Below are 13,284 nucleotides of genomic sequence, written 5' to 3'. Positions count from 1 at the left end.
CCTCCACCCATCAGTCGCTTGTGGTCATCTCATCTCGTGAGTGAGTTGCTCAAGCGTTGTGAGCTGGTCAGGCGCGACGGCGCATGAGGAGAGCGCCGGCGCCGGTGATGAGGAGGACAAGACCCGTGGCGGCGATACCAACGCCGAAACCAGTGCGGGCGAGGCCCTTGTGGGCGGAGTCGGCCTTGGCTTGACCAACATTCTTCGGCGTGACTTGGCCCGAGTCAGGCTTGTCCGCATTGTTAGTGTTCGGCTTCTTGGATGAGTCGTCATCCTTGGCCTTAGGGGTGTCCTTGGGAGCGGGTTGGGTGCCCTGGTCATCCTTTGTATCGGAGGCGAAGGTCCACACGCCTTCGTAGAAGGAGATACCACATACCGAGGCAGTAGCAGCGGGACGGTAGGAGCTGAAGGTCCAGGTGCCATCTGCGGCCTTGAAGGTCTTTTCTACGGGGGCAGCAGGAGCCTGAGGCTTGGCATCCACGGTGGGATAGTCGACGCGGCCGGGAGCCTTGTTAACAAGCTCAGCAGGGAGGTCCTTATTGGCTGTGCCAGAAACATAGGCGACAGAAAGTGCAGGGGTGATTTTACGCGAAAGACTTACTGTAGGAATGGATGCATCAGCCGTTTCCATATTGAGAGTCAGGACGTGGCTAGTCCCCTCATGGCTTAGCTCAGAACGGAAAGACCCCTCAATGTTAAAAAAGCTAGAAGCGAAGTCTGTGCCCTTTCCAACATTGTCACGGGTCATAGAAAAAGCTCCAGAAGGGAACGCCAGAAACATCTCAGCGCGCCCAAGAGCACCATCCATAACTGTACGCAGAGCAGTGTTTTCCGCAATGCTATAGGTCACCCGAACAGAGCGGCCTTCAATATTTACGGCCGTAGGGAGCAGAACTGCGGCAACAGGATGACCGGGATTCGCCGCCCGGTGCGCCGCAAGCATGGCCTCAGCAGTCAGTGCTTCCTTATTGATATCAATGTCCACATCCAGCACCGTTGTGGCAACAATTGTTCCCGCAATCTTTGCGTTATCCACGGTCTCAGTGCGTTTGTTGTCAGGAATAGGAGAAGCGACGAATGCTTGCTTCACAACCGAGTCAAGACTCCTCCCAATGGGCGGCAGGCTCACTGATCCCTTGTAGGCCAAGGAATACATTTCCTTGTCATGAAGGCAAATCAGCCCCCGAAAACTATCACTCTCACTAAGCGAGATATCAGACGTAGCGGAGTCAGCCGACGCAGTCACCGACACTTGCAGTCGACTTGTGATGTCATCAGAAGCATGGGCGGCAGAAGGAAAAGAAACCGTCATGCCCAGGGACATCGCTACCACAGCCGCAGTAGCAGCAGTTAACTTTCCAACTTGAGACACTATCTGCGCAGTCGTAGTCGGGACCAGAGTCATAGAAACCATCCTCATCAATAAACAATCACAGAACCCTGTGAGGCAAGTCCCCATAGTAGAACTCGCTGAATACATAGTAAAGCTATACCCCGGAATTCACACCCCACTCAAAACTAAACTCGACGTGCGAAAACACACAACATCTATCATTGCACTTATCTTGATATAGCCATCGTGCACATTTTCCCAGGTATTCCAAATTCCTAAATAAGCTGGAGCTTATATGTCACTAGATGGAATGAAACGCCTTATATAGTGTCAACGCCAGAGCAGTCCGATCAGGCGCATCACACTTACGCAGCAACGACGACACATGGTTTTTCACCGTCCCCTCAGCCAGGACCATTCGCTCCGCAATCGCCCGATTGGACAAGCCTTCCGACACTAAAACAGCGACCTCACGCTCCGTTGGGGTCAACACCGCAAGAATAGGGGCCTCGGTGGCCCCCTCGTCAGCAGAAGAGGCGAGGGCGAGCCTCGCAATCCGCGGGTCAATCACCATCCCGCCATCAGCGACCGCCCGCACCGCCTGAGCTAGCGCCTCAATCGAAGCATCCTTGAGCAAGAACCCAGCAGCTCCCGCACCAATCGCCCCCTGCACGAGGTGCGGTTCATCGAAGGTGGTCAGAACCAAGACAGGAAGATCCGGATACAGTTCCTGACAGCGGCGCGTCAGCTCAATACCGTCCATTGTTGGCATCTTGGCGTCGGTCACCACTACGTCAACAGGCAGCAATCCTAAGACGGCCAGGGCTTCTGCACCGTGAGCTGCTTGAGCAACGACTTCGATTCCCTGCACTGTCCCAAAGAGCATGACCAGGCCGCGGCGCAGCAACTGATGGTCATCCACGACGAGCACACGAATCATCTGCTCTTCACGCATCTTCCGCTCCCCTCTTTTTCGCGCCGGACGCTCCGTTAGCCGCGCCATCGGTCGCAGGCGGCTGATTGGGAAGGAAGAGGTGGAGGACAAACTCCGCGTTGTCACGGCCCGCCCGGACCCATCCTCCAAGTTCACGCGCACGATCGGCGAGTCCGCCAATCCCAAAACCTGCTGCGGGGCCGCCCCTTTCCCCTACTGCCGAGGCGGGGATGGCCGCCAGCAGCTCGGGGGCGATTCGATTCACCATGCGCATTTCAATGCCGCCCTCGACGCAAGCAACTGTGATGGTGACATGACGCGCGTGAGAGTGGCGCAGGGCATTCGTCAGGCCTTCCTGGACGGCGCGATGGATCACAACATCCTCAATCTGCTCCAGCGCTCTTTCTCCTAGGCGGTCCTCAACATCCACATGTACCCCGGTCCCACGGAAGGAAGCCGCCACCGCATCCAGGCCCGCCACTCCCCGCTCGCCCTCGCCAATGGCCGGGCTCAACGCCCGCACCCAGGTGCGCATCTCGCCCACGGCCTCGCGAGTGGTCCGTTGAGCGACGGCGATCTCTGCCCACGCTGCTGACGGATCAGAATCCCTCACGCGGGAGGCGAACTCGAGGCTCATGCCGATGTGCGTCAGTCGGTGCCCCAGCCCGTCATGAAGCTCGTGTGCGGCGCGGGCTCGCTCCTCAGCGAGGACAAGTTCTTTTTCAAGGACGGCCTGGCGTTCGGCTCGCACTAAGGCGGCGTCACGTTCGCTGATCATGGATTGCTGGTCGGCAACGAGCGCCTCGTAGCGAACCAGGAGCAGGCCCAGGGCGGTCCCCACCGTCGTGAGGATGAACACCAGCAGCCCATTGACGAGGGCGGTGCTCAGCTCCCCATGGCTGGCCAGAACAATCATTCCTGTAGCGGCCACGATCGCATTACCCAGCAGCCCGGCCCACAATCCCACATCGATCACGAGCAGCGCCTGCGCCACCAGGAGGAAGGGGACGTTAAAGCCGAGCTGCCCAATGACACTGGGGATTAGGAGGAGGAGAAGGACGAGAATCGAGCAGGCGGCTCGCCCTCGCCCTTGAGGCAGGCGATGGCGCACGATCCACAGCACGCCCACGATCACCCCTGCCGCAGGCAGGAGGAGAGCAGGAAGCAGTTCATCGTCATCGACGATGGCAAGAATTGTTGCCGAGAAGGCGATATAGCTCAGGAATGCCAGCACCTGGAGTATTGCCATCATGGTGTGACCGACGTGCTGGACGTCTGTACGCCCACCCAAAGGAGTGCCGTTTAGGATGCCCATAGGTGACACCCTAGATGAGCGACGGTCACGCCGTCCCATGACCGTGGTCATGATTCTTTCCAGAGAAGTCCCGACGGCGGGCACTCGTTGGCGCTGGGGCATCTCCATACCGTGGAGCTATGGATACTCACACTCTTTCTTCTGCCTCCGCGCCCGCCGCGTCCTCTTTTTCTCGCAGTCCACGTCTGCCCGCCTGGGCACGGATCCTCATGACCATGATCGCCATGTTGGCCGCTTACGTGCCGATCATGGTGATCTCGTCGATTCCCGCCTTCAGGGAATGGTTGAAGTCGAGCAATTACCTGGTGAACACCGTGGCGAATCTCAGCGCGCAGTTCAGCGTGGGACTCATGATGCTTGCCTTCGCTGCGATGTTTATCCGCGTGCTGGATCGCCGGACCTTTTCTGCCCTGGGCCTTCGTGTGAATACCCGAGGCATTGTTTCCCTCCTGTGCGGGACGCTGCTCGCCATCGCCATTGTGTGGGGGACAGCCTTCGTGCTCTACGCGCTGGGCGCAGTGTCTGCGGTATCTGGCGCGCACGCTGGGCCTGCTGACGCCCCCGTCGCGCTGATCGTGATGATGTTTATCGGGCAGGCGTTCCTCCTTCAAGGTTTCGGGGAGGAGGTACTCTTCCGCGGTTACCTCATGCAGTCCTTGTCGGAGCGCCCGCAGCGTGCGCTGTGGATGTCGGTCACAGCATTCACGGTCCTTCACCTGCTGTCCCACGGCCCTCAACAAGGCGTCCTTGATCGGGTGCTCTACCTGATCCTTCCCTTAGGTTTTGCGGCGCTTGCCGGTTATCTGGCGGTACTGTTGCGCAGTACCTGGGCTGCTGTGGGGGTGCACGGCGGCATGCACATGGGCGGTATGCTGCTCAGCCTTTGCTTTGCATTGGATACGAATACGATGCTTTTCGTCATCGTCAGCGGGTTGGTTTTCCTTGTTGCTGGGCTGGTGGTTGCTCGTGTCATCCCGCGCGCCCGGTGGGACGAGGTTGCCGCCCACGGACCGTACGGCCGCTAGCTACCGGGCGCTGCGGGATTTGCCGAGGCTAGTGTCGGTTGCGTCGGGTGAGGACGAGCGCCCCGCCCACAATGAGCATGAGCACGGCTAGGGCTCCGAAGACGCCAGCGTCAGTGCCGGTCGAAGCGATGGTGCCTCCTGGCTTGGTGCTACCGGGCCTAGTCGCGCCTGGTTTATCAGGTGTATTGGGGGTCGGCGTCGCTGACTTCTTCACGTAGGTGTTGACGAATGTCAGATCAGGCGTTTCTCCATTGTCATTAATGGTGAAGGTCTGCGGCGGAGCAGGCGTGAGTGTGTAGCCCGGAATCTCAGCCGTACTCAGCTCTTCACTGACCGCGCACTCCGTACCCGTCGGAAAATACACCTTCGACCCGGTCGGACCACCATCACCAGGAGTGATGATCTGCCCCGTTTCATTCCCACAGGTGTAGTTGAAGGTGTACAACTTCTTCTTCGTGTCCGCCCCCATCGAGGACTTAATAATCCGGAAAGTTCCAGTGTCCCGGGTGTAGACGTTTTTGAAGAGGAACAGCGTGTGGTCCCCTTCCGTGTCAAGTGTCAGGGTGATAGGACTGTTGACTTCCAAGGTATGGCTTCGGACGTGCCCCTTGTCGACGTCCTCGGTCAGTGTGCACACGGTGCCAACCGGCAGCGCCAGGTTACTCACGGCTGGGCCCTCGTTGGCCGATGCTTCAAGGATTGGGGGCCATCCGTTTGGCACGATTGTTTCCCCGTTGAAGGTGCATTCGTAGGCGAATTGGTATCCCCTGCCGTCGAGCATGGGCACGCCCGTGGCGGTGACCTCCAGCGCTATACCTGCTCCCTTGAGTGAGTAGTCGATTTCCATCTCAACGGTCAGTAGTTCGGGTCCAATGGTGAGGGTGATCGGCTTGGGGATACTGTTGCGGTAGTGGGGAATCTCGATGTTCGTAGTATCTAACGTGACCGTACATTTTGTTCCCATGGGGAAGGTCTGAGTGGTCTGCACAGGCACCCGGTCTCCCTTTGTGACGACAGTGCCCGTGTCGGCCCCGCAGATGTAGGAGTAGGTGAAGGTCTTGTTCTCAAGATCAGGCTTGTCGTTCATCATGAAGTCGACGCGCGCCGTTGTAGCGACTTCGAAGCGTTCCTCGTCAACCTGACGGACGGTGGGCGTACGGGTTGTCATTGACGAGGTTCCCGCGTCGTCTTCAGTGGCGGGGGTGGAGGCGTTTGTTGGTGTGTCTGTTTGAGATGTCTCGTCGGCGCCGAAAGCTGGTGGGGTTCCCCCTCCGGATAGCACGAGGCTCAGGGCGGCTACGGAAAGGCCGAGGATTCCTCCGAGCTGTCGTATGCGTGAAAGTGTGCTCTGCGGTGGGGGCACGGTCGTGTTGGTCATCATCATTCTCTCCTTCATTGAGATGAATGCTCGACCTCCGAGCATCCTCGCCAGGATTGCCCTGACCCTAGTCGGGTGGTTTTGCCTTTGCTAGCATGCTGCAAGAATTGAGCCATTTTTCACCGGGGGCGTGAATAATGATCAAAGTCCGCCCATCAAATATCCTCCGACCTCGAAGGATGCATTATTCACGAGGGCGCCACATAAATTACTTTTCACAGCAGTGAAACAGAGCCTCCAAAACTATGTCACAGGACACACCCCCTCTTGTCTGACAAGAGGGCCCAAGGTCGCACACTTTCCGCTTGTCACGCCAGAAACCCACCATGGTCAGCTCCAGGACCAGGCAAAACACACCAAAAGGCTGGGGCCCAGGATCCTACGATCCTGGGCCCCAGCCTCACATCAGGTCATGCACGGTACCTCAGTACCGGAACACTCACTTCTCTTCAGCAGCCTCTTCGGTTGCCTCAGCCTCAACAGCAGCCTCTTCCACTGCAGCCTCTTCGGCAGCAGCTTCCTCAACTGCGGGCTCTTCAGCCTTGGCTTCCTCAGCCTTAGCCTCTTCAGCCTTCTTCTCTGCAGCAGCAACGGTAGCTTCAGCAGCGGCCACAACAGCCTTCTTCTCAAGGCGCTCCATGACGAACTCGATGCGCATCAGAGGAGCGTTGTCGCCCTTACGGTAGCCAACGCGAGTCAGGCGGGTGTAACCGCCCTTACGCTCAGCATCCATGGCGGGAACGATCACGTCGAAGAGCTCGTAGAGAGCATCCTTGTTGGTGATGCGCTTAGCAACGGTACGACGAGCGTGCAGATCGCCACGCTTAGCCTTGGTCACCATCTTCTCCACGTAAGGCTGCAGCATCTTGGCCTTAGCTTCGGTGGTGGTGATGGCGCGGTGTTCAATGAGCTGCGTGGCCAGGTTAGCCAGGATCAGCTTCTGGTGTGCCGGGCTGCCGCCCAGGCGAGCACCCTTCTTGGGGGTGGGCATTGGTGTCTCCTACAAAAGTATGAAGTCGAGCGTCTGGCGACGCCCAGGGTCAGAAGGACTGGTCGTCGCTGAACTGGATCGAACCGGAGTCGCCCTCGCCGGGCATGGACGGCATCAGGGAATCCTTGAGGGTCATACCAAGGGCGCCCAGGGCTTCCTTGATTTCCTCAATGGACTTGGTGCCGAAGTTGCGGATATCCAGCAGGTCAGCCTCGGAGTGAGCAACGAGTTCGCCGATGTTGAGGATGCCACGACGGCGCAGGGCGTTGTACGAACGCGACTGCAGGTTCAGGCTCTCAATCGGCAGGGCCAGGTCGGCAGCGAGGGTGGCGTCCGTGGTGGACGGGCCAACCTCAATACCTTCAGCTTCCTCGTTGAGTTCGCGCATCAGGCCGAAGAGCTCCACGAGGGTCTTGCCAGCGGAGGCAAGAGCATCGCGGGGGCTAATGGCCGGCTTGGTCTCCACGTCAATGACGAGGCGATCAAAGTCGGTGCGCTGCTCAACACGGGTGGCCTCGACCTTGTAGGTCACCTTGAGGACCGGCGAGTAGATCGAGTCAATCGGAATACGAGAGATCTCCGCCTGGGGATCCTTGTTCTGAGCGGCAGAGACGTAGCCGCGGCCACGCTCGACGGTCAGTTCGATCTCCAGCTTGCCCTTCTCATTGAGGGTGGCGAGGTGCAGATCAGGGTTGTGGATCTCCACGCCGGCAGGAGGAGTGATATCTCCAGCCACAACTGTGCCAGGGCCAGCCTTGCGCAGGTACATCACGACAGGTTCGTCGTTCTCCGAAGAGAGGACGATCTGCTTGATGTTGAGGATGATTTCGGCAACGTCTTCCTTCACGCCCTCAACGGTGCGGAACTCGTGAGGCACTCCATCAATGCGGATGGAGGTCACGGCTGCGCCGGGGATCGAGGACAGCAGGGTACGACGCAGGGAGTTACCCAGCGTGTAGCCGAAGCCAGGCTCGAGGGGTTCGAGGGTGAAACGGGAGCGGAAGTCGCTGACTTTTTCTTCGGTCAGGATGGGTCGCTCTGCAATGAGCACGTCTTGTTCCTTTCTTCCCGGCGACCGCCATATGACGCCGGATGCGGGTCCCGATGAACGGGGAAGGGAGTGTGGAGTGGCCACTTAGCCGAGGGCGCAGTGCCACTCAGACGTGGGGTTGTCCCTGTACGTGCGCACGGGGACAGCCCGCTCAGGCTCGGGTCAGACGCGGCGACGCTTCGGAGGACGAGCGCCGTTGTGTGCCTGGGGAGTGACATCCTGGATCGAACCGACCTCAAGGCCAGCAGCCTGGAGGGAACGGATCGCGGTCTCACGGCCGGAGCCGGGACCCTTCACGAAGACGTCAACCTTCTTCATGCCGTGCTCTTGTGCGCGACGTGCAGCAGCCTCAGCAGCGAGCTGAGCGGCGAAGGGGGTGGACTTACGCGAACCCTTGAAGCCGACCTGGCCGGAGGAAGCCCAGGCGATAACGGCGCCGGTGGGATCGGTAATGGAGACGATGGTGTTGTTGAACGTCGACTTAATGTAGGCGTTGCCGTGGGTGACGTTCTTGCTCACCTTGCGACGCGGCTTGCGCGACGCGGAGGAGCGGGTGGACTTAGTAGCCATTGAAAGTTCCTTCGATGTCGAAGAGCTACAGGGGCCTGCAGCTCAAGCCGGGTCTATTACTTCTTCTTCTTACCTGCGACGGTACGCTTGGGGCCCTTGCGGGTACGAGCGTTCGTCTTCGTGCGCTGGCCGTGAACGGGCAGGCCGCGGCGGTGGCGAAGACCCTGGTAGGAACCGATCTCAATCTTGCGGCGGATGTCGGCCTGAACCTCGCGGCGCAGGTCACCCTCGACCTTGTAGTTGGATTCGATGTAGGTACGCAGCTTGACGAGGTCGTCCTCGGTGGCGTCCTTCACGCGCAGGTCGGGGCTCACACCGGTGGCCTCGAGGGTTTCCTTGGCGCGGGTGCGTCCAACACCGTAGATGTAGGTAAGCGCGATCTCCATACGCTTTTCGCGAGGGAGGTCTACGCCGGCAATACGTGCCATTTTGTTTCTCCAGTGGGTTTTCGGAGGTCGTCACCACTCCATCCGGATGATCTCCGGCCCCGGCCTCCGAACCGGGGGTCGTTGCTAGGCAACGTTTGGTGTGATGCTGACGGGCCTTCTCGGCCCCAATTCCAGCTACAGGATCAGGATTCAGCCCTGACGCTGCTTGTGCCGGGGGTTGTCGCAGATGACCATGACCTTAGCGTGGCGACGAATCACCTTGCACTTGTCACAGATCGTCTTGACACTCGGCTTGACCTTCATGGGTATACCTCCACGCCATGTCAGCATGGCGCTGTCGTGTCGGTTGGTTTACTTGTAGCGGTAAACGATACGGCCCTTGGACAGGTCGTAGGGGCTCAGCTCCACCACAACGCGGTCCTCAGGGAGGATACGAATGTAGTGCTGACGCATCTTGCCCGAAATGTAGCCAAGAACAATGTGACCATTGCTCAGCTCCACGCGGAACATTGCGTTAGGCAGGGCTTCAATAACCGTGCCTTCAATCTCGATGACGCCGTCCTTCTTCGCCATGAACTCCGTCTGTCCTTAGTATGTCCAGTAGTACCGCGGTGTTACCGCAGAGCGCGCCCGGCCCGACACTCATCCGAATGCGGGTATGCGTGGACACGCCCGACTATCCACAATAGGCCATGCGCAGGGTTTTGTGGTAGTCAACAACACTGTTCACTCCCTCACCTTTTAGCGCAGAAGGGAGTGGGGGTCCCCCACTCCCTTCTTCGCAGGCTGCCTGTCGGCGTCGTCTTGACGCCCCAGAGGCATTCCGTTGCTCACACGGTACCGCCCCGCGCCGGGCCTTTAGTCAAGGAGCACCGGCGTCACACCATAGGGAGCCAGACCCGCCACTCCCCCGTCAGGTGCTGTGAGGATCGAAATACCATCGTCGAGGATTGCCACCGAGTGCTCCCACTGGGCGGCATCCGACCCGTCCATGGTCCGCACCGTCCACTGATCATCCTCAGTGAAGGTGTCAATCCCGCCGGTGGTCAGCATGGGCTCAACAGCCAGCACCATGCCGGGCCTGAGGCGGGCCGTCACCCCACGCACACGATAATTGAGCACATCGGGCGCCTGATGCATGGCAGTGCCAATGCCGTGCCCCGTGAATTCCTCGACGATGCCCGCTTCCCAGCCGAGCTCATCGGCCTTCGCAGCCACAACATCTTCAACGGCGTTTCCAACAGCACCCACGCGCTTGCCCTTGGCAAGGCTTGCCAGCGCGGCCCACATAGCCTCGCGGGTCACTGCCTCCAACTCGCGGCGACGCTGCAAGACGACCCCATCAACCTGACCGGCAGCCTCGTCCTCGCCAATAATCATGGTGAAGGCGGCATCGCCGTGCCACTGCTTCCCCCTGCGCTCCACGAAGGCACCGCAGTCAAAGGACACAATGTCACCCGCCTGCAGGACGTAGTCGCCGGGAATACCGTGAACGACCACATCATTGGGGGAAATACACACCGAGGCAGGGTAGCCGTAGTAGCGATGGAAGTTCGACTTCGCACCGGCATTGCGGATGACCTCGTGACAGATCGCGTCAAGTTCGCCCGTCGGTACGCCGGGGACGGCAGCTGCACGCAACGCAGAATGAATCCGAGCGACAACGAGACCAGCTTCACGCATGTAGCGAATCTGGTCTCGTGTCTTGAGTTCAATGCGGCCCACTGCCGGTCAGCCCTGTGTGCGTTCGCAGGTTGGCAAGGCATCCAAAACGGCGAAGATCCGTTCGGATACCTCATCAATACTGCCTGAGCCATCCACAACCTCTAGCAGATCCTGGTCTGCGTAGTAGGTCGCCATCGGCATGGTCTGCTCGCGGTAGACCTCCAGGCGGTGGCGCATGACCGGCTCGGTATCGTCCGTGCGGTGCTGCTCCTCGGCGCGCTTGAGCATGCGGGTGACGACCTCGTCCTCGTCAACCTCAATCTCAAGGACGAGGTTGAGCGTGATCCCCAGGTCAGCAAGCATGTCACGCAGGACGTGCGCCTGATCGAGGGTGCGAGGGTAGCCGTCAAGCAGGAAGCCGTTCTGAGCGTCGGGAGCTGCGAGGCGCGCCTTCACCATCGGGTTGGTCACGGAGTCGGGAACAAACTCGCCGCGATCAATGTAGAGGGCGGCTTGCTTACCCAGCTCGGTGCCTTCCGACATGTTGGTCCGGAAGATGGCGCCAGTCGAAATGGCCGGGATGCCGAGGCGTTCGGCAATCCGCTTGGCTTGAGTTCCTTTGCCAGCCCCAGGAGGGCCCAGCAAGATGAGGGTTGTCATCGGAGGAAGCCTTCGTAGTGATGCTGCTGCAGCTGCGTGTTGATTTCCTTCACGGTCTGCAGGCCAACGCCCACGATAATCAGCAGGGTCGTGCCGCCGAAGGGCATCTGTCCAGCCCCAAGGCCCAGCGGAATGATCAGGAGAGAGGGCAGGAGCGCAATCACCACGAGGTAAACAGCGCCGGCGCTCGTAATGCGGTTGACGACGTAGCGCAGGTACTCAGCGGTGGGGCGACCAGCGCGGTAGCCAGGAATGAAGCCACCGTAGCGCTTCATATTGTCTGCGACCTCTTCAGGGTTGAAGGTGATCGACGTGTAGAAGAAGGCAAAGAACAGGATCAGCAGCGCGTAGACAGTCAGGTACAGCCATGCGGTAGACGAGAAGTTCGTGCGGATCCAAAGCACCCAGTCAGCGTCCTGAGCGCCAAACTGTGCCACCAGTGAAGGCATTGCCAGAAGCGAGGAAGCGAAGATGACGGGGATAACGCCCGACATGTTGATCTTCAGGGGGATGTAGGTCGAGGAGCCTCCGTAGGTGCGGCGTCCAACCATGCGCTTGGCGTACTGGACGGGAATGCGACGCTGCGCCTGCTCAATGAAGACCACAGCGATGGTCACGCCCAGGATCATTGCGACGATGGCAGCGACGGCGCTCCAGTTACCGCCCTGGCCGATGGAGAGCAGCTGCGAAGGAAGCTGGGCGGTGATCGAGGTGAAGATCAGCAAAGACATGCCATTGCCGATACCACGTTCAGTGATGAGCTCACCGAGCCACATGATGACCGAGGTACCTGCCGTCATCACGATCACCATGACAAGGAAGCTGGTCACAGAGTCATCAGCAATGATGCTCTGCTGACAGGTCGGGAACAGTGCGCCCGATCGAGCCAGGGTGATGGTCGTGGTCGACTGGAGCACGCCAAGGAAGATCGTCAGGTAGCGGGTGTACTGGGTGAGTTTCGCCTGCCCGATCTGGCCTTCCTTGTGGAGGTCATCGAAGCGGGGGACGACCACGCGCAGCAGCTGAATGATGATCGACGCAGTGATATAGGGCATGATGCCCAGAGCGAAGATCGACAGCTGGAGGAGTGCGCCACCGGAGAAGAGGTTGACGAGGTCCAGCAGGGACGCCTGTTCCTGTTGGGCCAAACATGCTTGGACGGCCTTGGTGTCCACGCCTGGTGCGGGAATAAAGGTTCCCAGGCGGAACAGGGCCATGATCAGCAGGGAAAAGAGCAGCTTCCGACGAAGGTCGGGTGTGCGGAATGCCTGCGCGAACGCACTGAGCAAGGCGTTCCTCCTCCGGTGTTGTGGGGAAAACCCGTGGTCTCGGGATTAGGACTGTGGAAAGCGTACCCGAGGGACGGGGAAATATGCGAGTTTCGGTGACAAGACGATGTCACTCCAAAAAAGTCATTTAGGACGTTGGTCCTATTCGTGGGGAAAGGGGTGGCCCGGTTTACCACCGGACCACCCCTCCTCACACGTTTCAGCGGGCCGTGAGGCTACCGCCAGCCGCAGTGATCTTGGCTTCGGCGGAGGCCGACCAAGCATCGACCACGAGGTCGAACTTGACGGTCACATCGCCCGTGCCCAGCACCTTGACGGCGTGGCCGTCACGCACTGCGTTGCGTGCAACGAGATCTTCCACGGTCACCTTGCCACCCTCAGGGAACAGTTCCTGCAGGCGATCGAGGTTGACGACCTGGAATTCAACGCGGAAGGGGTTCTTGAAGCCGCGCAGCTTGGGCAGGCGCATGTGGATGGGCATCTGACCACCCTCGAAACCTGCCTTCACCTGGTAGCGGGCCTTCGTACCCTTGGTACCACGACCAGCGGTCTTACCCTTGGAGCCTTCACCGCGGCCGACGCGAGTCTTAGCGGTCTTGGCGCCCGGAGCGGGACGCAGGTGGTGGAGCTTGATGACGCGAACCTTCTCGGTTGCGCCCTCAGTAGCCTTGGAGTTGGCCATAA

Annotated in this window: 15 protein-coding genes; 1 reads left to right on the top strand and 14 read right to left on the bottom strand. The window is 59.6% G+C overall.

All coding sequences use genetic code 11. The annotated features are described in order from the left end of the window. Positions 1–67: 67 nt before the first annotated feature. The 3 genes from HWX48_RS03520 to HWX48_RS03510 form a co-directional block, all read right to left on the bottom strand. Entirely contained in the window at positions 68–1,405 is a 1,338-nt protein-coding gene (locus HWX48_RS03520; RefSeq protein ID WP_175954688.1) for an SHIRT domain-containing protein, read from the bottom strand. Between the two features lie 229 nt (positions 1,406–1,634). After that, positions 1,635–2,288 (bottom strand): response regulator transcription factor, encoded by a 654-nt coding sequence (locus HWX48_RS03515; protein WP_254872940.1) that lies wholly within the window; start codon positions 2,286–2,288, stop codon positions 1,635–1,637. Further along, the gene (locus HWX48_RS03510; protein ID WP_254872939.1) at positions 2,281–3,582 is read right to left on the bottom strand and encodes a sensor histidine kinase; all 1,302 of its coding nucleotides are present in this window, start codon (positions 3,580–3,582) and stop codon (positions 2,281–2,283) included. The genes HWX48_RS03515 and HWX48_RS03510 overlap by 8 nt, the downstream gene beginning before the upstream one ends. Positions 3,583–3,701: 119 nt before the next feature. Between HWX48_RS03510 and HWX48_RS03505 the strand changes: the two genes are divergently transcribed. Beyond that, positions 3,702–4,607: a CPBP family glutamic-type intramembrane protease gene (locus HWX48_RS03505; RefSeq protein ID WP_175954684.1), complete on the top strand. Its 906-nt coding sequence runs from the start codon at positions 3,702–3,704 to the stop codon at positions 4,605–4,607. Between the two features lie 28 nt (positions 4,608–4,635). Here HWX48_RS03505 and HWX48_RS03500 read toward each other — a convergent pair whose 3' ends face one another. The 11 genes from HWX48_RS03500 to rplO form a co-directional block, all read right to left on the bottom strand. Then, positions 4,636–5,988 carry a DUF5979 domain-containing protein gene (locus tag HWX48_RS03500; protein WP_175954681.1) on the bottom strand — a complete coding sequence of 451 codons (1,353 nt, stop codon included), beginning with the start codon at positions 5,986–5,988 and terminating at the stop codon, positions 4,636–4,638. A 436-nt stretch (positions 5,989–6,424) separates the two neighbouring features. Next, positions 6,425–6,976 (bottom strand): 50S ribosomal protein L17, encoded by a 552-nt coding sequence (gene rplQ, locus HWX48_RS03495; RefSeq protein WP_175954678.1) that lies wholly within the window; start codon positions 6,974–6,976, stop codon positions 6,425–6,427. A gap of 49 nt (positions 6,977–7,025) precedes the next feature. After that, positions 7,026–8,027, bottom strand: coding sequence for a DNA-directed RNA polymerase subunit alpha (locus tag HWX48_RS03490; protein ID WP_175954675.1), 1,002 nt, complete (start codon positions 8,025–8,027; stop codon positions 7,026–7,028). Between the two features lie 162 nt (positions 8,028–8,189). Next, complete coding sequence (gene rpsK, locus HWX48_RS03485; RefSeq protein WP_124869458.1) at positions 8,190–8,597, bottom strand: 30S ribosomal protein S11; 408 nt, start codon at positions 8,595–8,597, stop codon at positions 8,190–8,192. A gap of 56 nt (positions 8,598–8,653) precedes the next feature. Next, positions 8,654–9,025 (bottom strand): 30S ribosomal protein S13, encoded by a 372-nt coding sequence (gene rpsM / locus HWX48_RS03480; RefSeq protein WP_124869461.1) that lies wholly within the window; start codon positions 9,023–9,025, stop codon positions 8,654–8,656. A 150-nt stretch (positions 9,026–9,175) separates the two neighbouring features. Continuing rightward, entirely contained in the window at positions 9,176–9,289 is a 114-nt protein-coding gene (gene rpmJ / locus HWX48_RS03475) for a 50S ribosomal protein L36 (RefSeq protein ID WP_124869464.1), read from the bottom strand. A gap of 48 nt (positions 9,290–9,337) precedes the next feature. Continuing rightward, the gene (infA, locus tag HWX48_RS03470) at positions 9,338–9,559 is read right to left on the bottom strand and encodes a translation initiation factor IF-1 (protein ID WP_175954672.1); all 222 of its coding nucleotides are present in this window, start codon (positions 9,557–9,559) and stop codon (positions 9,338–9,340) included. A 285-nt stretch (positions 9,560–9,844) separates the two neighbouring features. Continuing rightward, a complete protein-coding gene (map, locus tag HWX48_RS03465) occupies positions 9,845–10,711 on the bottom strand; it encodes a type I methionyl aminopeptidase (protein ID WP_175954670.1) in 867 nt (288 codons plus the stop codon). Between the two features lie 6 nt (positions 10,712–10,717). After that, positions 10,718–11,311: an adenylate kinase gene (locus HWX48_RS03460; protein WP_175954668.1), complete on the bottom strand. Its 594-nt coding sequence runs from the start codon at positions 11,309–11,311 to the stop codon at positions 10,718–10,720. Next, a complete protein-coding gene (gene secY, locus HWX48_RS03455; RefSeq protein WP_175954666.1) occupies positions 11,308–12,600 on the bottom strand; it encodes a preprotein translocase subunit SecY in 1,293 nt (430 codons plus the stop codon). The genes HWX48_RS03460 and secY overlap by 4 nt, the downstream gene beginning before the upstream one ends. A gap of 199 nt (positions 12,601–12,799) precedes the next feature. Further along, complete coding sequence (gene rplO, locus HWX48_RS03450; protein ID WP_175954664.1) at positions 12,800–13,282, bottom strand: 50S ribosomal protein L15; 483 nt, start codon at positions 13,280–13,282, stop codon at positions 12,800–12,802. Positions 13,283–13,284 lie beyond the last annotated feature (2 nt).

The organism is Schaalia sp. Marseille-Q2122 (assembly GCF_903645355.1).
In the GTDB taxonomy this organism is placed as follows: Bacteria; Actinomycetota; Actinomycetes; order Actinomycetales; family Actinomycetaceae; genus Pauljensenia.
This window is presented reverse-complemented; position numbering and strand designations above follow the sequence as displayed.